The sequence below is a fragment of the Enhygromyxa salina genome, from assembly GCF_000737335.2.
GTDB classification, from domain to species: Bacteria; Myxococcota_A; Polyangia; order Nannocystales; family Nannocystaceae; genus Plesiocystis; species Plesiocystis salina_C.
Window position 1 is genome coordinate 24252 of the sequence record NZ_JMCC02000113.1, and the last position, 18623, is coordinate 42874.

At 66.0% G+C, this 18623-nt stretch carries 12 protein-coding genes; 6 read left to right on the forward strand and 6 right to left on the reverse strand.

Translation table 11 applies throughout. The features are described from left to right. Nucleotides 1-426 precede the first annotated feature (426 nt). From ruvA to DB30_RS33345, 3 genes are all read right to left on the reverse strand, one after another. Nucleotides 427-1071, reverse strand: coding sequence for a Holliday junction branch migration protein RuvA (ruvA, locus tag DB30_RS33335; protein ID WP_052556731.1), 645 nt, complete (start codon nucleotides 1069-1071; stop codon nucleotides 427-429). Nucleotides 1072-1173: 102 nt separating this feature from the next. Beyond that, a complete protein-coding gene (gene ruvC, locus DB30_RS33340) occupies nucleotides 1174-1782 on the reverse strand; it encodes a crossover junction endodeoxyribonuclease RuvC (RefSeq protein ID WP_205633127.1) in 609 nt (202 codons plus the stop codon). A gap of 1 nt (nucleotide 1783) precedes the next feature. Beyond that, nucleotides 1784-2533: a YebC/PmpR family DNA-binding transcriptional regulator gene (locus tag DB30_RS33345; protein WP_052556778.1), complete on the reverse strand. Its 750-nt coding sequence runs from the start codon at nucleotides 2531-2533 to the stop codon at nucleotides 1784-1786. 221 nt (nucleotides 2534-2754) lie between these two features. Between DB30_RS33345 and DB30_RS33350 the strand changes: the two genes are divergently transcribed. After that, nucleotides 2755-3999, forward strand: a complete 1245-nt coding sequence (locus tag DB30_RS33350; RefSeq protein ID WP_146661745.1) for a DUF4215 domain-containing protein — start codon at nucleotides 2755-2757, stop codon at nucleotides 3997-3999. Here DB30_RS33350 and recD2 read toward each other — a convergent pair. The 3 genes from recD2 to DB30_RS33365 form a co-directional block, all read right to left on the reverse strand. Next, complete coding sequence (gene recD2 / locus DB30_RS33355; protein WP_146661746.1) at nucleotides 3996-6224, reverse strand: SF1B family DNA helicase RecD2; 2229 nt, start codon at nucleotides 6222-6224, stop codon at nucleotides 3996-3998. The genes DB30_RS33350 and recD2 overlap by 4 nt on opposite strands. A gap of 311 nt (nucleotides 6225-6535) precedes the next feature. Continuing rightward, nucleotides 6536-6835, reverse strand: coding sequence for a hypothetical protein (locus DB30_RS33360; RefSeq protein WP_146661748.1), 300 nt, complete (start codon nucleotides 6833-6835; stop codon nucleotides 6536-6538). Nucleotides 6836-6912: 77 nt separating this feature from the next. Then, the gene (locus DB30_RS33365) at nucleotides 6913-9225 is read right to left on the reverse strand and encodes a hypothetical protein (protein ID WP_146661751.1); all 2313 of its coding nucleotides are present in this window, start codon (nucleotides 9223-9225) and stop codon (nucleotides 6913-6915) included. 681 nt (nucleotides 9226-9906) lie between these two features. Between DB30_RS33365 and DB30_RS33370 the strand changes: the two genes are divergently transcribed. From DB30_RS33370 to DB30_RS33390, 5 genes are all read left to right on the forward strand, one after another. Next, the gene (locus DB30_RS33370) at nucleotides 9907-11448 is read left to right on the forward strand and encodes a type I restriction-modification system subunit M (protein WP_420870694.1); all 1542 of its coding nucleotides are present in this window, start codon (nucleotides 9907-9909) and stop codon (nucleotides 11446-11448) included. Continuing rightward, nucleotides 11435-12685, forward strand: coding sequence for a restriction endonuclease subunit S (locus tag DB30_RS33375; protein WP_165704070.1), 1251 nt, complete (start codon nucleotides 11435-11437; stop codon nucleotides 12683-12685). The genes DB30_RS33370 and DB30_RS33375 overlap by 14 nt, the downstream gene beginning before the upstream one ends. Beyond that, the gene (locus DB30_RS33380) at nucleotides 12682-15702 is read left to right on the forward strand and encodes a type I restriction endonuclease subunit R (protein WP_052556743.1); all 3021 of its coding nucleotides are present in this window, start codon (nucleotides 12682-12684) and stop codon (nucleotides 15700-15702) included. Before DB30_RS33375 ends, DB30_RS33380 begins: the two co-directional genes overlap by 4 nt. A gap of 81 nt (nucleotides 15703-15783) precedes the next feature. Next, nucleotides 15784-17766, forward strand: coding sequence for an AAA family ATPase (locus tag DB30_RS33385; RefSeq protein WP_052556745.1), 1983 nt, complete (start codon nucleotides 15784-15786; stop codon nucleotides 17764-17766). Continuing rightward, nucleotides 17763-18497, forward strand: coding sequence for a M48 family metallopeptidase (locus DB30_RS33390; protein WP_052556747.1), 735 nt, complete (start codon nucleotides 17763-17765; stop codon nucleotides 18495-18497). The genes DB30_RS33385 and DB30_RS33390 overlap by 4 nt, the downstream gene beginning before the upstream one ends. Nucleotides 18498-18623: the final 126 nt, after the last annotated feature.

Below are 18623 nucleotides of genomic sequence, written 5' to 3' on the forward strand. Positions count from 1 at the left end.
CGGATCGACCGCCCTGGCTGTCGAGACCGAATCCTGGGGTGGACCCTCCGATGATCGGCGCGCGCAGGACGGCGCGATGAGCAAGGCGACGAGGAGGACGAGGTTGGGGGTCGAAACGATTGGAGCGGTCATGGTCTGCGTGCCCGAACGAGCCCATGCACTTCAGGTGCCATGGAGAACACGCCGCGAGAGCACCTGCGGGAGGGCGCGGACCGAGAAGTCAGGGACGTCCGCTCTCGCTGGCGGATCCTGCAGGCGGGGGCGGCGGACTCTGCCGCCTGATCGGTCCGGAGGCCGCTGCCAGCGCCAACGGCATCGGCAGCCGGACCTTCGCCGACGCAGGCCGTCACCCCCTCACCGAGGCAGACGCCCTCGACGTCGACGCAGCGTTCGACGCAGGGGCTCGTTGGGCGGCGGGCAGGTCCCTCAGCGCTCCATCAGCCGCGCGAGCGTGGGCCGCACCAGCGCGTCGAGTGACGCGCCCTTGGCCGCGTCACCGAGCTCCTGAATCACCTGCGCGAGCGCCTTGTCGACGGGCTTGGACTTCCACCCAAGCGACAACAGCACCTCGCGCGCCGCAGCGGCGAGCTCGGCAGCGTCCTCGCCCGGCAGCTCGGCTTGGGCCGGCAGCTCGCCGCCCTCGCTGCGCATGAGCTCGAGCAGGGTCACGGCCTTGTCGCCAAGCGTCAGCACGATCTGCTCGGCGGTCTTCTTGCCGATCCCTGGGATCTTGACCAGCTTCGCGCTCTCGCCCGCGGCGATGCACTCGACGAGCTCGAGCACCGGGAGCCCGCCGAGCACCGCGATCGCGTTGCGTGGGCCGACCTTTGGCACGGACGTCAGCATGCGAAACAGCTGCTTCTCGCGCTCGTCGGCGAAGCCAAACAGCTGGATGGCGTCCTCGCGCACGTTGGTGTGGATCCACAGCTCGACGACTTGGCCCTCGCTGGGGACCCCGGCGAGGGTCTGCAGCGAGACCAGCAGCTCCCAGCCGACGCCTTGGGCCTCGATGATGATCACGCCGCCCGCCGGGTTGCGGCGCACGACCTTGCCTTTGATCCAACCGATCATGTTCTCACTGGCGCCGCCGCGGGCTCGGGTCCGCTCGCGGGCGACTGAGCGTACTGGATCGTTGGCCTGGACCCCAGGTCACCGACCAACCAACCGGCCAGGTCACCGCCGCCCTTGCTTGCGCTTGCGGGCCAGCTGCCGCCGCAGCTGCGCGCGCGGCTCGGGGTCGACGTTGGGCAGGCGGCTGGCTTGCACGTGGCAGATCGCGATGGCGAGGGCATCGGCGGCGTCGGACTCTGGCATGTTGCTGAGCCGACACAACAGCCGCACGCGGGCCTGGACCTCGGCCTTGGTGGCGCGGCCGTTGCCAACGACGGCGCGCTTGATCCGCGCGGGCGCATACTCGCTGACCGGCAGCCCATGCTCGAGCGCGACGAGCTTGAGGGCGCCGCGGGCCTCGGCGAGCTTGAGGGCGCTCGCGGCGTTGAGCCCATGAAACGCGCGCTCGATCGCCAGCGCGGCCGGCCGAAACTCGGTGATGACCTCGCGCAGACCGGTGCCGAGCTCGAGCAGGCGCGCGTGCAGGTCGTCGCGGGCGCGGACCCGAAGCACGCCGCACTCGATGTACTCGAACCGCCCCGGCGCGGGCACGTCGATGATCGCGTAGCCGACCACGCGGGTGCCAGGATCGACGCCCAACAGCCGGCCCCCGATCGCCGGCATGCCTGGCACGGCAGGCGCGGGGACTGGGTGGGCGCCGAGCGTGTCCATCTCAGAGTCCGTTGGCTTCCATGACCTCGTCGGGGAGATCGGCGTTGCAGTAGACCTTCTGGATGTCGTCGTGATCGTCGAGCTTGGCCCACAGCTTGGCGACGGCGTCGGCCGCTTCACCTTCGAGCGGGAGCGCGTTCTCGGGCTTCGTCACCCACTGGATCTCGGCGCTCTCGGGCTCGAGCTCGGCGAGCGCGGCCTCGAGCGCGGCGAAGCCGGTGAACTCGCAGCTGACCACCCAGACCTCGTCTTCGTCCTGGATGTCGTCGGCGCCGGCTTCGAGGCACTTCTCCATGAGTTGGTTCTCGCCGATCGCCTGCTTGGCGACGATGATCACCCCCTTGTGATCGAACATCCACGTGGCCGAGCCATCGGAGCCCATCTCGCCGCCGTTCTTGCCAAGGATGTGGCGCAGCTCGGGCACGGTGCGGTTGCGATTGTCGGTCAGGACTTCGAGGACGAACGCCGTACCGTAGGGGCCCCGGCCCTCGTAGAGCAGCTCTTCGAAGTTGACCCCCTCGAGCTCGCCGATGCCCTTTTTGATCGCGCGCTCTTGGTTGTCCTTGGGCATGTTGGCCGCGCGCGCGGCGTTGAGAGCCGTCCGCAGCCGCGGGTTGCCATCAGGATCACCTCCGCCTTCCTTGGCGGCAACCATGATCTCGCGGGCGATCTTGGTGAAGACCTTGCCACGAGCCGCATCGGTGGCCCCCTTCTTGCGCTTGATCGTGGACCATTTGCTGTGCCCCGACATGACCGCCGGCATACCACGAACTCTGGACCCCGAGGTAATTGGGCGAACGCTGTACCGTGAGGGCGCATCGTGTGCCTGGGAGCTACTGGGGCACGCTGACCCACGGTCGTCGGGGGCCGCAACCCACGATCATCGGGCGTCGCGTGGTGGAGGGCGCCAGGGTGCTCGCAGTGTGCTCGCAGTGTGCTTTTCTCGCGAACTCAATTGTCGTAGGAGATCACATGCGCCGATTTTTGTATGTCCCAGCTTTCGTGCTCCCCAGCGTCGCCCTGCTCGCTGGCTGCCCCGTCCAGGACGCCCCGACGACTAGCCTCACTTCGTTCATGACGACCGAGACCGATTCTGGCGACGGGGACGGGGACGGCGACGGGGATGGAGATGGCGACGGGGACGGCGACGGCGACGGGGATGGGGATGGCGACGGGGACGGGGACGGCGACGGGGATGGCGACGGGGACGGCGACGGCGACGGCGATCCGGGCCCGTACTGCGGCGACGGCAAGGTCGACCCGGGCGAGGAGTGTGACGTCGGCAATGAGACCATGTTCTGCGATGGCGACTGCACCTACGCGGTCTGCGGTGACGGCTACCACAACATGCTCTCGGAGCAGTGCGACGACGGGAACAACCTGAGCACCGACGGCTGCGTGGGCCCCTGCCTGATCGCCTCGTGCGGCGACAACTTCGTGTGGGAGGGCATGGAGGAGTGCGACGACGGTGATATGGACGACAACGACGACTGCAAGAACGACTGCACCGTCGCATATTGCGGCGACGGGGTCGTGCACGCCCAAGACGAGGACTGCGACGACGGCAACATGGCCGACGACGACGCGTGCACGGCCCAGTGCACCGACTCGTTTTGTGGTGACGGCGTGCTGTGGCAGGGCATGGAGACCTGCGACGACGGCAACATGATCGACACCGACGCCTGCCCAACCACCTGCGAGCCGGCCGTGTGCGGCGACGGGTTCGTGCAGATGGGCGTTGAAGAGTGCGACGACGGCAACATGAACCCCGACGACTTTTGCGCCAACGACTGCACGTCGACGGGGATGGGCGTGTTCTATCTGGAAAGCTTCACGCAGGGGCAAAACAGCCCGGCGCAGTGCGTTGCTTGGACCGCGTTCCGCTCGCAGGTCGCGATGGGGGGCCCGTACTCGACGGTCGTGATCCGCGGCAGCAACGACCCGATCGGGGTCACCTGCAATGGCGCCGCCGCCAACACGATCTGTCAGGCGCTCGGCAACGCCCAGACCGTGAGCAACGTCGCCTGCGACGGCCGCACCTGGAACGTTGGCAACTGCGGCAACGGCCCCGAGGTCAACGCGCAAGGCAACGGCGTGTGCCAGTGCACCGACCCCGCCTACACGGTCAGGCCGTGCATCAACAACCTCAACTGGGGCGGCATCAACACCCCGACCTGCAACGGGCCCACGCAGTCCATGGAAGTGATCTGCGGCTAGAAGACCCGGCTGGACTCGAGCACGGCGAGCGTGCGCTCGGCCAGGCCGGTCCAGCGCTGCGCGGCGTCAGCCTGGCGAACCGCCCGCTGGATCGCGCGGGGGTCCCCCACGATCACGCACAGCCGCCTGGCCCGCGTGATCGCGGTGTAGAGCAGGTTGCGGCGCAGCATCACGTGGTGCTCGGTCAGCATCGGGATCAGCACGGCCGGAAACTCGCTGCCCTGGCTCTTGTGGATCGAGATCGCGTAGGCCAGGCGCAGCGCCCCGAGCTCCTTGCGCTCGTAGGTGGCGAAGTGACCGTCGTAGCTGACGGTGAGCGTGCCGGCGTTGGCGACGATCCGGGTGACCACGCCAATGTCGCCGTTGAACACGTTGCGCTCGTAGTCATTGCGGATCTGCATGACCCGATCGCCCAGGCGGAACACCCGACCACCCTCGCCGCGCGGCCCCGGGGCGTCGAGGCCCTCGCGCTCGCCGGTGTAGGCCTGCTGCAGCGCGCGGTTGAATGCCTCGGTTCCAGCGTGGCCCTTGTGCATGGGGCACAGCACCTGGATCTCGGACACCCGATCAAACCCAAACGCCGAGGGGATTCGCTCGGCTGCCATCTCGACGATCTTGTCGTGGGTTCGCTCGGCGTCGCTGGCCCGCAAGAAGAAGAACTCGCCCTCGCTGCCGCGGCTGGCCTCGTCGGGCGCGAGCGCCTGGCCATGCAAGACCCGATGGGCGTTGCCGACGATCGTCGAGCCCTCTTGTTGGCGGAAGATCGTGTCTAGGCGGACAACCGGGATCGGCGACGCCGCGTCAGCTTCGGCCGCCCGGATCAGATCCCGCAGCACGTTGCCAGGCCCGACCGAGGGCAGCTGATCCGCGTCGCCGACCAACAGCAACCGATTCTTCGCGGTCAGGGCGGTGATCAGCGCTTCGGCGAGCTCGAGGTCGAGCATCGAGCTCTCGTCGATCACGACCAGGCCGTCGGGCAGCGGGTTGTTGGCGCAGTAGGTGAACTCGCCGGTGTCGGGCCGGACCTCGAGCAAGCGATGGACGGTGCGCGCGGACTCGCCGGTGGTCTGCTCGAGTCGCTTGGCGGCGCGGCCGGTTGGCGCGGCCAGCAGCAAGGGCACGCTGGCGCGCTTGGCCACCTCGATCACGTTGGCGATCACGGTGCTCTTGCCGGTCCCGGGGCCGCCCGTCAGGATCGCTACGCCCGATGAGGCAATCGCCTCTACGGCGCGGCGTTGGCCATCCGAGAGGTGCTCGGGGAGCTCGCCGATCTCCCACGCCTCGCGCGGGGTACAGGCGAGATCGAGCAGGTTCGCGACCAGGTTGTCCTCGGCCTCGTCGAAGCGCCGCAAGAAGTACAGCTCTTCGGGCTGAGAGCCGGGTGGGCGCAGGCGGGGGATCAGCTCGCCCTCGTTGACCAGGCGATCGATGCCGGCGTCGAGCAGCGGCGCGGGCAGCCTGAGGATGCGCCGCGCGTCCTCGAGCAGCTGGGCCGGCGGCAGCGCGCAGTGGCCATCGCTCTGGGCTTTCTCCAGGGTATGGACCAAGCCCGCGTCGACCCGCTCGTCGCTCTCGAGATCCACGCCGAGCGCCCGCGCGATCTTGTCGGCGGTCTGGAACCCGATGCCATAGACCTCGCGCGCGAGCCGGTAGGGGTGATGCTCGAGCATCGCCATGGCCTGATCGCCGTAGCGCTTGTGCAGGGCATCGGCGAGGCGCGGCGAGGCCTCGAGCTCGAGCAGCCGGTTCTCGAGCTCGGCGACCGGGCCCTGCCGTTGCTCGTGATGCTCGGTGATGCTGGCCAGCGTCTTGTCGCCGAGTCCCGCGACCTCGAGCAGGCGCCGCGGCTCACGGTCGAGCACGTCGAGGGTGTCGGCGCCAAAGCGCTTGACGATCCGCTCGGCCATGACCTCCTTGATGCCCGGGTAGGTGCGCAGCCGCGCCGCGATCTGGGCCGCCGTCGTGGGCCGGCGCAGCTTGAGCGCCTCGAACGCGAATTGCCGGCCGTGGGTGGCGTGGACCGTCCAGCGACCGTGGGCGCTGAAGTCTGCGCCGTCTTCGATCCCGGCGCTGCGCCCGACGATCGTCACGAGCGCGACCTCGCCTGCAACCTTGGCGCGCAGCACCGTCCAGCGGCTGTCTGGCGCGTGGAAGACCGTGCGCTCGACGACGCCCTCGAGGACCTCGAGATCGCCGGCGGGCGGCTTGGTCTCGCGTGCGGGCATGCGCGGCACAGCATCCGCGATGCCGGTGCCGGCGGCAAACGGATCGTGGGTCTGTGGCTGGTGGGGCTCGCGCGAGGGGGAGCGCGGTTGGGTGGGCAGGCGCCAACCTTGGCCGCCGGCTTCCGTGACCGCGACGCCTTGTAGGCCGCACGGTTGCGGCCGCGACTCGCGCTGCACGGACTCGCGTGGCAGCACGCACGGTCAACAGGCAGACGACGCGGCACGAAACGATGCTTCGCACCGCCTTCAACGTTGAGTCAGCCCTTCGAGCACCGACAACACCCGCTCGTTGGCCGCGGATCCCTCGAGATCTACTCCTGCTCGCAGCAGCACTTCACCGCGGAGTTGAACTGCCAGTCAATCGGCTCGTCACACTCGCGCTCGACCTCGAAACCGCTTCGGGCGGGATCTTCACACCACTCGAAGTTCGCGTAAATCCGGTAGGTGTATCCGCCACACCCATTGGCGACACATGAAGTTCCCTGCTCCTCGCATGCCTCGGCGCAGGTCGAAATGTCACTCTGATCTGAGCACTCCGCGTAGGTCGGCGTACATACGCCCTCTTGGCATTCGCCGACGCCGGGATACTTGGGACCGGCGGGCTGACACATGCCGTCGCAGTTAGACTCCACGGGGCGGTCGCTGCACGCGGCGAGAAGGCACAATGAAAGCATGACTCGACCTCGCATTAGTAGGCTCCTCCAAAACCCACGGGATACGCGGCAGCTGGCGTGACGAGCGGTGGCTCGCAGGCAAAGTCCCGTTCGTTTGGCAAACATCGCCACAGCGGGCTCTCCATGCTCGGGTCGTCGGGTTTGTACCACAGGATGTCAGAACATCCGTCATCGTCGAAGTCGGCCACGTAGGGGCTGTAGTCTTGCCGCGTCGACAAGGTTTGGGACGTATAGGTTTCTTGCTCGGTGAAGTACCAGATCTTGGACGTCACCTGTACCGCTTCCGCGTAGGGGGCAAACCAGAGGATGTCTTCGGTCCCGTTGCCGTCAAAGTCGCCGACAAAGGGACGGTAGTCGTGAGTGACTTCTGCGCTCGCCGCCGAGAAGATGATCGAGTCCATGTCGCTCTGTGACCACCACATGATGTCCGCGCCGTCACCAGCAGAATACCAAAAAATGTCTGTCAGGGCGTCACCGTTGAAGTCGCCAAGGATCGGCATGTACTCCATGCCCTGTTCGAGGCCCAGCGCCTCGCCATCGAATGGACTGTTGGCGGCGAATTCGAAGTCTTGGTGATCCCACTGCCAGGACGACACGCCATGACTATGCGGCTCATACCAAACAATGTCATTCCGTCCGCCGCCAAACCCGCGAAAACGCCCCGCGAGCGGGTACCCGTACCCGGCAAAGTTCATCGGGTACGTCGCTACGTTGCCATCGTCGAGCACGAGCAGCGCGTCCTGCTCTGCCCCGGGCCGGTACAGCAGGATCTGATCCCCGTTCCCCGAGCCAAAGCTGCCCACCACCGGCACCGCGAACCAATCCAGATCCAGGTTCAGCGGCACGAGGCTGGTGCCATCGTTGATCGCCACCGCGTCCTCGAGCACCTGTCCCGAGCCATAGAACAGCACGTCGAGGTCGCTCGCCCCCCCGCTGAGCAGCGCGGGGATCGGACGGACTCGGCCCTCGCTGTCGTACGGCCCATCGCACGGCGGCACTCCACCGTTCGCACACAGCTCGTCAACCAGGAATTCGATCGCGTTCCCAGGTGTTCTCGCGGAGGTCCAGCGTTGGATCTGCGCGCTGCGGCTGGACTGCCACAGGATCCCCGTCTGCCCGGTACCGTCATAGGCGTAGTCGTCGACCTGGCTGACAACGCCCATCATCGACGCGCGCCGCCGGCCCCAGGTGTATTGATAATACGTGCCCAGACGATCCCATGCCGAGAGCCGCGGGAGGTTGTTGTTGACACCGACGCAAGAGTCGACCCCCATCACCGAGTCTGGGTCGTTGGGCGTCAGCCCGCGCCACTCAATGTTCCCGAGCGCGCTGCAGGCGAGATTGTTGGGTTCCTGCTCGTCGATCCAGCGAAGGTGCTCGTGCGTGAACCCGATCATGTGGCCGAGCTCGTGCAGCGCGTTGATCCGGCCTTCGGTCACGTTCGAGAAGAAGCGCTGCAGCCCAAACACGATCTCCGCGTCCCCATCGAGTTCGTCTGGGTCGACAAATTCGTACTGCGGGAGCGCCTTTGGATAGGTCTTGCCGCCGCAGGGCCCCGTGCACTCGGGCCCGGTGCGCACGCGAAAATGGATCCCGTTCTCGCCGGGTTGGCACGCGCCGGATGCCTGGGCTTCGGGGCTGTCGTACTCGCTCAGATGAATGAAGTTGACGTCGCCGGCCCGCTCCCACGCCCGCGTGGCCCACTCGACCGTCTCGACGAGGTGCGCATAGTGGGCCTCGTGGTCTTCCTCGTTGGTCGACGGTGAGGGCATGACTCGGCCGACGCACCATGTGAGCGAGAGCTTGCGACCCGAGCTCCATGCGGCGTCGAAACCTTCTTCGGCATAGGTAGCTGCAACCGGTACGGGCGTATGGGGCGCGGCCGCGCTCGCCTCGGTGCGCAGCCACTCATATAGCGAGCGAAAGTCGGCGTCGGTCATCGCCTGATCGCCCTCTACGAACCAGTGGTCGCCTGCACGTTCGCCGTGCCGCGCGGCGAAGGTCTCGAAGCTCATGTCCGCAAATACCGGATCCACGGGGATAGGTTCATACGTCCGGGGGCGCTGCGGAGGCGCGGTGAACTCGATGCGGCTCTGGTATGTGGCCAGCGAGCCGCTCAGCGCTTCAGGCCCACGCTGCTGGTTCGGCACGGGCTCGCCGTCGATCGCGTACCAGTTCGCCTCGCAGTCATCGCCGCCCGGAAGTGGCTCCTCATCCACACTTCCGGTCTCGCCCCCAAGCGGCGGGATGGGGTCATCGTTCGAGCAGGCCGGCAGCACGACGACCGCCAAGCCGAGCCCAATACCGTGCAGTCTTCCGAACGACATCGCGTTTCACCCTGACATGTGCAAAACGCGCATGTCAAGCGCAATGCACCGCAGGGGCACGAGGGCAGGCGTTGGGAGCGTTGAGCGGCGGCACCAGAGCGGCCAGCGGCGAGTGGGCCCGTGTCTACGCGGGGGTCGCCGACGCCTTCGTGGCGCTCGGGATCAAGCCCACCGCCCGCCGCCGCGCCGGCCGGCTCGAGGCCGAGGATGAAGCGTCGTTGGCCGAAGTCGCGCGGCACACCGTGGGTCTCGAGCGCTGGACCGGCAACCCCGCCGCGACCTATCCTTGGGGCCTTGTCACGCGTGGACCAACGTTCTGCCCTCGACACCCTGACCAAGTCTCGCCTCGTGGAGATCGCGAACGGCTTCGAACTTGGCATCGCCCAGAACCGAGCCAAGGACGCGTTCATCGACGGCCTCGCGCGGTCGAAGCGGGCCAGCTTCGAGAAGGTGCTCGAGCTGCTCAGCCGCGACGAACTCAAGGAGATCTGCCGTGCTCACGGGCTCGACGACGGCGGGCGGGCGAAGCAGCCGATCGCCGATCGCATCCTTGGCCGCGACGCGAGCAGCCCGGCGGCCGCGCCCAGCCGGCCGGTCCAACAGACTTCCAAAAAGAAGTCTGGCAAGAAGAAGTCCAGCAAGAAGAAGACCGGCCGCACCGCCAAGCCCCGGCGCAACGCGGTGGTCACCAACGACAGCGGCCAGGACGAGCTGCCCCGCGACCGCAAGCTGACCGTCGCCGAGCTCGAGAAGTACCTGTGGTCGGCGGCCGACATCCTGCGCGGCAGCATCGACAGCAGCGACTACAAGAGCTTCATCTTTGGCCTGATGTTCCTCAAGCGCCTGTCCGATCGCTTTGAGGAGGAGGCCGAGAAGCTGGTCGCCGAGGGCGAGGACCCGGAGGTCGCGTGGGAGGACCGCGACTACCACCAGTTCTTTGTCCCGCCCCAGGCCCGCTGGTCCAACCTGCAGCAGCAATCTACAGATGTGGGCACGGCACTCAACACTGCCTGCGCCAAGCTCGAAGAAGAGAACGATGCCCTCGAGGGCGTGCTGCTGGGCATTGACTACAACGACCCCAACCGGCTTGGCGACACCAAGAACCGCGACTCGGTGCTGGGCCGCCTGGTTCAGCACTTTAGCAAGCTGCGCCTGCGCAACTCCGAGCTCGAGCAGCCCGACATGCTTGGCCGGGCCTACGAGTATCTGATTGAGAAGTTTGCCGACGACGCGGGCAAGAAGGGCGGCGAGTTCTACACGCCGCACAAGGTGGTCGAGGCGATCGTCGCGGTGCTTGCACCCGGCGAGGGCATGCGCATCTGCGACCCCACCTGTGGGTCCGGCGGCATGCTCATTCAGTGCACCAAGTACATCCAGGCCCACGGCGGCAACCCGCAGAACGTGACGCTGCACGGGCAGGAGAAGAACCTGGGCACCTGGGGGATCTGCAAGATGAACATGCTGCTGCACGAGCGGCCGAGCACGCGGATCGAGAAGGGCGACACGATCCGCGAGCCCAAGCTGGTCGAGGGTGGGGAGCTGATCTTGTATGATCGGGTGATTGCAAATCCGCCGTTCTCGCTGGACCAGTGGGGGCAGGAGGTGGCCGAGGGCGACCGCTATGGGCGGTTTCGGTTTGGCGTGCCACCCAAGGGCAAGGGCGACCTGGCGTTCGTGCAGCACATGCTGGCAACCGTGAACGCGGAGGGGAAGATGGGCGTGGTCATGCCCCACGGCGTGCTGTTTCGGGGGGCTTCGGAGGGGCGGATCCGCGAGGCGATCCTGCGCGAGGATCTGTTCGAGGCCGTGATCGGGCTGCCGCCCAACCTGTTCTACGGGACTGGGATCCCCGCTGCGATCTTGGTGCTGGCGAGGAAGCGCGCGAAGGGGCGCGAGGGGAAGGTGTTGTTCATCGACGCTTCGCGCGAGTTCAAGGAGGGCAGCAATCAGAACTACCTGCGCGATCGGGATGTTGAGAAGATTGCGAAGACCTACCAGGCGTACGCGGACGTCGAGAAGTACGCGCGGGTGGTGGAGTTGGCGGAGATTGAGAAGAATGACTGGAACCTGAACATCTCGCGGTACGTGGACACGGCCGAGGCGGAGGTGAAGGTGGATCTGGGGAAGGCGGTGGCGCGGTTGCGGGAGTTGGAGCGCGAGCGCGGGGAGGCTGAGGGGCGGATGAATGCGTTTCTGGAGGAGTTGGGTTATGGGCTTGCCTGAGGGGTGGAAGAAGTTTCTGGTTCGGGAAGTGGCCCACTTGGGTGGTGGGTCCGCATTTCCGAAGGAACATCAAGGGGGAATGAACCTTCCTATTCCATTCATCAAGGTTAGTGACATGAACGCGCCGCAGAATACCAAGTACATCCATACTTCAGTGAATTCAGTGGACGCAGCTCTTCTTGCCCGCCTTCGGGGACGGACATTTCCGGCAGGAACGGTGGTCTTCCCGAAGGTGGGCGCCGCACTGTTGACCAACAAGCGTCGGCTACTGGTGAAGCCGACGGCTTTGGACAACAATATTATGGCGCTGACGCCGCTGCGGGTGGTGTCGGAGTTCCTCTACTATTGGTCGACCAGTTTCGATATGGCAACGCTGGTGCAGCCAGGTGCGCTGCCTTCAGTGAATCAGCAAGGCGTTGGGCAGGCTGCTTTACTCCTGCCGCCGATTGGGGAGCAGCGGAAGATCGCGGCCATCTTGTCGTCGGTGGACGAGGCCATCGAGAAGACGCAGGGGGTCATCGACCAGGTGCAGGTGGTCAAGAAGGGCCTGATGCAGGAGCTGCTCACCCGCGGTCTCCCCGGGCGCCACAAGAAGTTCAAGCAGACCGAGATCGGCGAGATCCCGGCGTCGTGGGAGGTGGTGGAGCTTCAGGATGTCGCAACCGTTCGAACTGGAATTGCGAAGAACAAGAAGAACGCAGGCGATCAGAGCTTGCCGTACCTTCGTGTAGCGAATGTTCAGGATGGATATGTTGACCTGCGCGAGTTGAAGACCATTCGTGTGAACACAGAGAGCGTATCCCGATACGAGCTTCGTGCTGGAGATGTGCTGTTCACGGAAGGCGGAGATGCAGATAAACTTGGTCGCGGGGCGGTCTGGGACGGTTCCGTGTCACCGTGCCTGCACCAAAACCATGTCTTCGCGGTGGCCACGCACGCCGATCGCCTGTGCCCCTGGTTCTTGAGCTACTACGGGTCATCAGAGCGCGGGAAGAAGTACTTTCTCGATTCAGCGAAACAAACTACCAACCTCGCTTCCATCAATTCAACTCAACTCAAAGAACTCAGGATTCCCCTCCCGTCGGTCGACGAACAGCGAGCTGTTATAGCTCGTATTTCGCTCGTGCAGGCAAGGATAGCAAACGACATTGCGGCTCTCGATCAACTCACCACCGTGAAACAAGCCCTCATGTCCGTCCTACTAACCGGCGAACTCCGAGTGAACCCCACCCCATGACCACCCCCATCTGGAACGAAGAAAAGCGCTCCGAAGCCCCCGCAGTAGCCCTCCTGCGCAAGCTCGGCTACACCGAGGCCCCCGCCGAGCTCCTCGAGTCCGAGCGCGCCACCCTCAAGGACACGATCCTCACCCCGCGTCTGTCCACCGCGCTGCAACGCCTCAACCCGTGGCTGTCCCCCACCAGCCTCGCCAAGGCCATCAAGCAGATCACCCACGTCCTCGCCGTCAACCTGACCGAGGCCAACGAGATCCTCTACAATCACCTGACCTACGGCCTCTCCGTCGAGCAAGACCTTGGCGCGGGCCGCAAGGGCCAGACCGTCCGGTTCTTCGACTTCGACACCCCCGCGAACAACGACTTCCTCGTTGTCCGCCAATACAAAGTCCACGGCAGCAAACGCCACATCTACCCCGACATCACCTGCTTCGTGAACGGCCTGCCGCTGGTCGTGATCGAGTGCAAGAGCCCAACAAAGGGCGACAAGTGGCGGCAAGAGGCGATCAAGCAGCTTCACCGCTACCAAGAGGCCGACACAGAGTGGAAGGGCGAGGGCGCGCCGAAGCTATTCGAGACCGTGCAGATCGTGATTGGCGCGTGCGAGCAGGCGGCGTGCTATGGGACCACGGGCACGCCGTCGCGCTTCTTCTTCGAGTGGAAGGAGTCCTACCCGCGCAGCCCCGCCCAGCTCGAGCAGCTGCTGGGTCGCACGCCCACGCCGCAGGACACCCTGCTGGCGAGCATGCTCGCGCCGGCCAACCTGCTCGACATCATCCGCAACTTCGTCACCTTCGAGACCGAGGGCGGGCGCAAGGTCAAGAAGCTGTGCCGCTACAAGCAGTTCATCGCGGTCAACCGGGCGATCGAGCGGATGCGCAGCGGGACCGGCAGCGAGCGCGGCGGCGTGGTCTGGCACACGCAGGGCAGCGGCAAGTCGCTGACCATGCTGTGGCTGGCGCTCAAGCTGCGCCGCGACTCCACCCTGCAAAACCCCGCGCTGGTGATCGTCACCGACCGCACCGCGCTCGACAAGCAGATCTCGGGCACCTTTGTGGCCTGCGGGTTCCCCAACCCCGAGCGGGCCAAGAGCGTCAAGCACCTGCGCGGGCTGCTGACCCACGCCACGGGCAAGACCATCACGACCACGGTTCAGAAGTTTCAGGACGCCGCGTCGAGAACGGCCACCACCAAGACCCGGCGCCAGAAACCATCCGAGCACCCCGAGCTGACCACGGACTCCAACGTTGTGGTCATGGTCGACGAGGCCCATCGCTCGCAGTATCGCGGGCTCGCGGCCAACATGCGCAAGGCCATGCCCAACGCCTGCTTTTTCGGGTTTACGGGCACGCCGATCGACAAAAAAGACAAGAGCACGCTCGAGACCTTTGGGCCCTATATTGACACCTACACGATCGAGCAGGCGGTGCGCGACGGCGCGACCGTGCCGATCTTCTACGAGGGCCGGCTGCCCGAAGTGCGGGTGCTTGGTCAAAACCTCGACAAGCTGTTCGATCGGGTGTTCGCCGATCGCAGCGAGGAGGAGCGGGCCGCGATCCGGAAGAAGTACGCCAACGAGCAGACGATCGCCGCCGCGCCCCAGCGGATCAGGACGATCTGCCTGGACATCCTCGAGCACTACCAGAAGTACATTGAGCCCAACGGGTTCAAGGCCCAGATCGTCGCCGTCAGCCGGGAGGCCGCCGCGCTCTACAAAGAGACCCTGGACGACATCAACGCGCCCGAGTCGGTGTTGATCATGTCCGCGGCCCACAACGACACCGCGCAGCTGGCCCGCTATCACCTGCGCAAGGACGAGCAAGATCGCCAGGTCGAGCGCTTCAAGGACAAGAGCGAGCCGCTGGCCCTGTTGATCGTCTGCGACATGCTGCTGACCGGCTTCGACGCGCCGGTCGAGCAGGTCCTGTACCTCGACACACCGCTGCGCGAGCACAACCTGCTGCAGGCGATCGCCCGGACCAACCGCCGGGACGAGGGCAAGGACTACGGGCTGATCGTCGACTACTGGGGGGTCTCGCAGGCGCTTCAGGACGCGCTCGCCGTGTTCTCACCCGACGATGTAGAGGGCGCGCTCGAGCCCAAGCAGGACGAACTCCCGCGCCTCGAGCAGCGTCACCAGGCGGCGATGCGCTTGTTCGACGGCGTCGGCGACAAGCACGACCTCAACGCCTGCGTGGCCGTGCTCGAGCCCGAGGACGTCCGCGCCGAGTTTGACATCGCGTTTCGCCGCTTCGCCCAGAGCCTGGACATGCTCTACCCCGACCCGAAGGCGCTGCCCTTCGCCGACGACGCTCGCTGGCTCGGCAAGATCCGCCAGGCTGCGCGGGCCCGCTACCGCGACGGCGCCCTCGACATCTCGGATTGCGGCGCCAAGGTCCGCAAGCTGATCGAAGACGCGATCATCGCCGACGGCGTCGAGATCCTGGTGAAGGAGGTCTCGCTGTTCTCCAAGGACTTCGACGACAAGCTGGCGGCCTTGAAGACCAAGAAGGCCAAGGCCAGCGAGATGGAGCACGCGATCCGCCACGAGATTCACGTGAAGCTGGAGGAGAACCCGGTGTTTTATCAGTCGCTGCGCGAGCGGCTCGAGGACATCATTCGGCAGCGCAAGGACAAGCGGATCGACGACGCCCAGCAGCTCTCGCTGCTGCAAGCGCTCTACGACTCCGCGAACACTGGCCAGTCGAGCTCGGCCGGCGCGCTGGGGCTGTCCGAGTCGGGCTATGCGATCTACGGTCTGCTCGATCAGAGCCGGCCCATGGTCGCCGAAGACCGGGAGCCGAGCGGCTACTCGCCCAACCGGGATCTGGCCGACCTCATCGACGACGCGATCGCCCCGCACACCGAGCTTGTCGACTGGGAGACCAAGGACGACATCCAGCGCGAGATGCGACTGAAGGTCAAAAAGCAGCTGCGCGCCGCGGGGTTGAGCGGGAGCAACGTGGAAGACCTTGCCCGGCAGATCGTCGCCCTCGCCAAAGCCCGCCGGCCCCGGTGAGCGGAGGCCGAGTGCGGCGCTGGGCTCGCCCGGCCAGCGCCGCTTGCACTTCGCCGAGCCGGTGGGCGAAGATCGGCCAGCATGCCGTTTCTCACCTACCTCGACCCGGCCAGCACGGACTCGGCCGATCATGTCGAGCGCGAGGTGGACGTCGCGTGGCTGCGTCAGAGCCTGCTTGGGTTTTTGCAGGCACCAGACAAGTCGCGGGGCCGCGCTGTGGCGATCCTTGGCGAGCGTGGGGCTGGCAAGAGCGCGCTCGCGCACAAGGTCGTCGACGAGCTACGCGAGCTCCACGCTGCGACCACCTTGTTCTTGATCGTTGATTGTCGAAAACATCGGAATCAGCGCAAAATTTATCACGCGATTGCAGTCGAGGCGATCAAGCAGCTGGGTTATCGCAGCGACGTCGACCAATCGATGCTCGCCACGGCACGGCTGCTCGAGACCATTGCGCTCATGGATACGGTTAAACAGGCGACCGTCTACGAGCGTATCAGCACGTTCAAGCAGGCCGCGCAGCTCAACGGCAGTCGCAGTCTGCTCAACTATCTCGGCGTCAGTTTCGAGATCAACATTGAGCGTAGCGCCAAGAACCTCGACAGCCTCGAAGGGTCAATCCACTTCGACGGTTCCCGCCTACTCGACGCGGTTGTGGCCTTTTTCGAGGACCTTCGCGCTCACCAGGGCCTCGACGCAGTCGTCGTGCTCGACAACCTCGATGAGCTCAGAGGCGAGCTGCGGCGCTGCATAGCGAGCTCGGGCGATGGCACGCTCAGCACCCTCGACGATCCTCGCGAGGTCGACGAACTGGTGCGACTGGGCCTCGCACACCGCGAGCAGGGTGACGCAATTTTGGTCCCGCTCGCCCGGAAGGCGACCGAGCAAGGTGTCGTCGAGCTACTCGATCTCGAGGGCATCACCACGCCCGACTCGCTCGTGCTCGACGACGCTGTGCCAGTCCGGTCGCGGGCGACCTCGCCGACCGAGGCGATCATCGCCTTTGACCCCCTCACGCCGATCTCGGCCTCACCTGAGGACCCCTGGTTCGTGGATCTGCGGCCGCTCGCCCCGTCACTGCAGGACTTCAGCAAGCGTTTCAGGCAGCAGCTCGCGCGTCGGGATCGACGGGTTCGCCTGGCGGTGCTGCAGCAGTCCGGTGGCGGAGCTAGCACGCTGATCCGCCAGCTCGTGCACGAGCTTCAGTCTGCGGGGGTCATCTGCGTTGGCGTGCGCGCGCCGGTCCACGCCAGGTTTGGCTTCGTCGATCTGCTGCTGCGCACGATGTCGGCGCTGTTGACCCACGCAGAGGAGCAATCGAACCTGAGCGGTCCGCCCGAAGCGCTCGAGCAGCTGCGACGCTGGCTCGGTGAGCACTGCCTCGAGGGCGAGCTGCGCGAGTATGTTCGCCTGGGCGCCGACATCATGGAACAGGCGCGGATCCCCTCGCTCCTGATGATCCTGCAGCGGGCCCATGGAGCTGGCCATGGAGCTGGCCCCGAGTCACCAGAGCGCGCCCGCGTTCGTCTGGCCCTCGAGGCCCGCGTTGACGAGATGCTCGAGCAACTCGGGAGGATCTTGACTAGCCTTCGGGCTCAGCTCAGCGCTCGTGGGTTGCAGCTATGTCTGCACTACGAGAACACGGCCGGCCTCGACGCCAAGACCATCGACGAGGTGTTCGTTGCCCACGCCGATGATCTGGCGCCGCTCGATTGTCACCTGCTATTCGGTGTTGACCCGAGCTGTGAATACCTGCCCACAAATCGGGCGGTGTCTGAGGTGTTCACCACATTGAGCTATCCATCGCTACTGGCGACGCCGGAGGTCTGGAGGGCGGTCGTGCAGGCCGTGCTCGCGGCGCGCGGGCAACTCGATGCGATCTTCGAGCGACCGGACGACGCGATCACCCGGATCGCCGCGCACGCGAACGGCAGCTTGCGGCGGGCGCTCGAGCTGGCTGTTCGCGCCTGCGAGCATGCTGCGACTGGGCTGGTAGACGACGATGCGCTACTGGCCGCCGTTGTTGCGCAGGTCCTGGCCCATGAGCCGGCCCCGGTGAACTCGTGAGCTTTGAAGAGACCTCCGAAGTCCGCTATGGCCGGACCACGATCGAGTACGCGATCCGCCGAAGCGCGCGGCGCAAGACCGTGGCGATCGCCATTGACCCGCTCGAGGGCGTGCTGCTGACGGCGCCGCCCGGCGTTCACGTGAGCCAGCTCGATCGCGTGGTCAAGGCCAAGGCCCAGTGGATCGTCGACCGGCTCCGCCACGTCGCGGGCGGCGAACCTGCGCCGCCGCCCAAGCAATTCGTGACCGGCGAGTCGTTTGCGTACCTGGGCCGGCACTACCGCCTGCGCGTGATCGTGGGCGAACAAACCGGCGCCCGGGTGAACGCCGGCTGGCTCGAGGTCGGGGTGGAGAAGCGGCTCGAGGACGGCAAGCGGGTGGCTGCGATCCAGGCCGCTGTGCGGGGCTGGTACCTGGCCCACGCCAAGCGACGCCTGGACGAGCGCGTTGAGATCTGGGCCGCCCGCGCTGGCGTTGAGGTTGCCGGCGTCTTGGTCCGCGACCAGCAAAAGCGCTGGGCCAGCTGCGACGACAAGGGCGTGCTGCGCTTCAACTGGCGGATCGTGCAAGCGCCCATGCGGCTGGTCGACTACGTGGTGGCGCACGAGATCGTGCATCTGATCCACCCGGATCATACAAAGGCGTTCTGGGCCCGGCTTGGGGCGGTGATGCCCGACTACGAGAGGCGCAAGGACGAGCTGCGCCGGCTGGGGCGGCGGCTGGAGTGGTAATGGCGTTCCAAAGTGCACACCCAGCGGCACATCCTCGCTGGGCACCACGCTCCCCGGTGGGTAGCGCAGCGTCGCACTTCGGCGTGTGGATGCATTCGCCCCGGGGCGCGTAAATGCCGCGAATCA

What these genes read in the sequence shown, in the direction of transcription:
- DB30_RS33360 (WP_146661748.1), bottom strand. Translation starts at nt 6,835, where the DNA reads ATGTGTCAGCCCGCCGGTCCCAAGTATCCCGGCGTCGGCGAATGCCAA.
- recD2 (WP_146661746.1), bottom strand. Translation starts at nt 6,224, where the DNA reads ATGCCCGCACGCGAGACCAAGCCGCCCGCCGGCGATCTCGAGGTCCTC.
- ruvC (WP_205633127.1), bottom strand. Translation starts at nt 1,782, where the DNA reads ATGGACACGCTCGGCGCCCACCCAGTCCCCGCGCCTGCCGTGCCAGGC.
- DB30_RS33375 (WP_165704070.1), top strand. Translation starts at nt 11,435, where the DNA reads ATGGGCTTGCCTGAGGGGTGGAAGAAGTTTCTGGTTCGGGAAGTGGCC.
- DB30_RS33385 (WP_052556745.1), top strand. Translation starts at nt 15,784, where the DNA reads ATGCCGTTTCTCACCTACCTCGACCCGGCCAGCACGGACTCGGCCGAT.
- DB30_RS33365 (WP_146661751.1), bottom strand. Translation starts at nt 9,225, where the DNA reads ATGTCGTTCGGAAGACTGCACGGTATTGGGCTCGGCTTGGCGGTCGTC.
- DB30_RS33380 (WP_052556743.1), top strand. Translation starts at nt 12,682, where the DNA reads ATGACCACCCCCATCTGGAACGAAGAAAAGCGCTCCGAAGCCCCCGCA.
- DB30_RS33345 (WP_052556778.1), bottom strand. Translation starts at nt 2,533, where the DNA reads ATGTCGGGGCACAGCAAATGGTCCACGATCAAGCGCAAGAAGGGGGCC.
- ruvA (WP_052556731.1), bottom strand. Translation starts at nt 1,071, where the DNA reads ATGATCGGTTGGATCAAAGGCAAGGTCGTGCGCCGCAACCCGGCGGGC.
- DB30_RS33350 (WP_146661745.1), top strand. Translation starts at nt 2,755, where the DNA reads ATGCGCCGATTTTTGTATGTCCCAGCTTTCGTGCTCCCCAGCGTCGCC.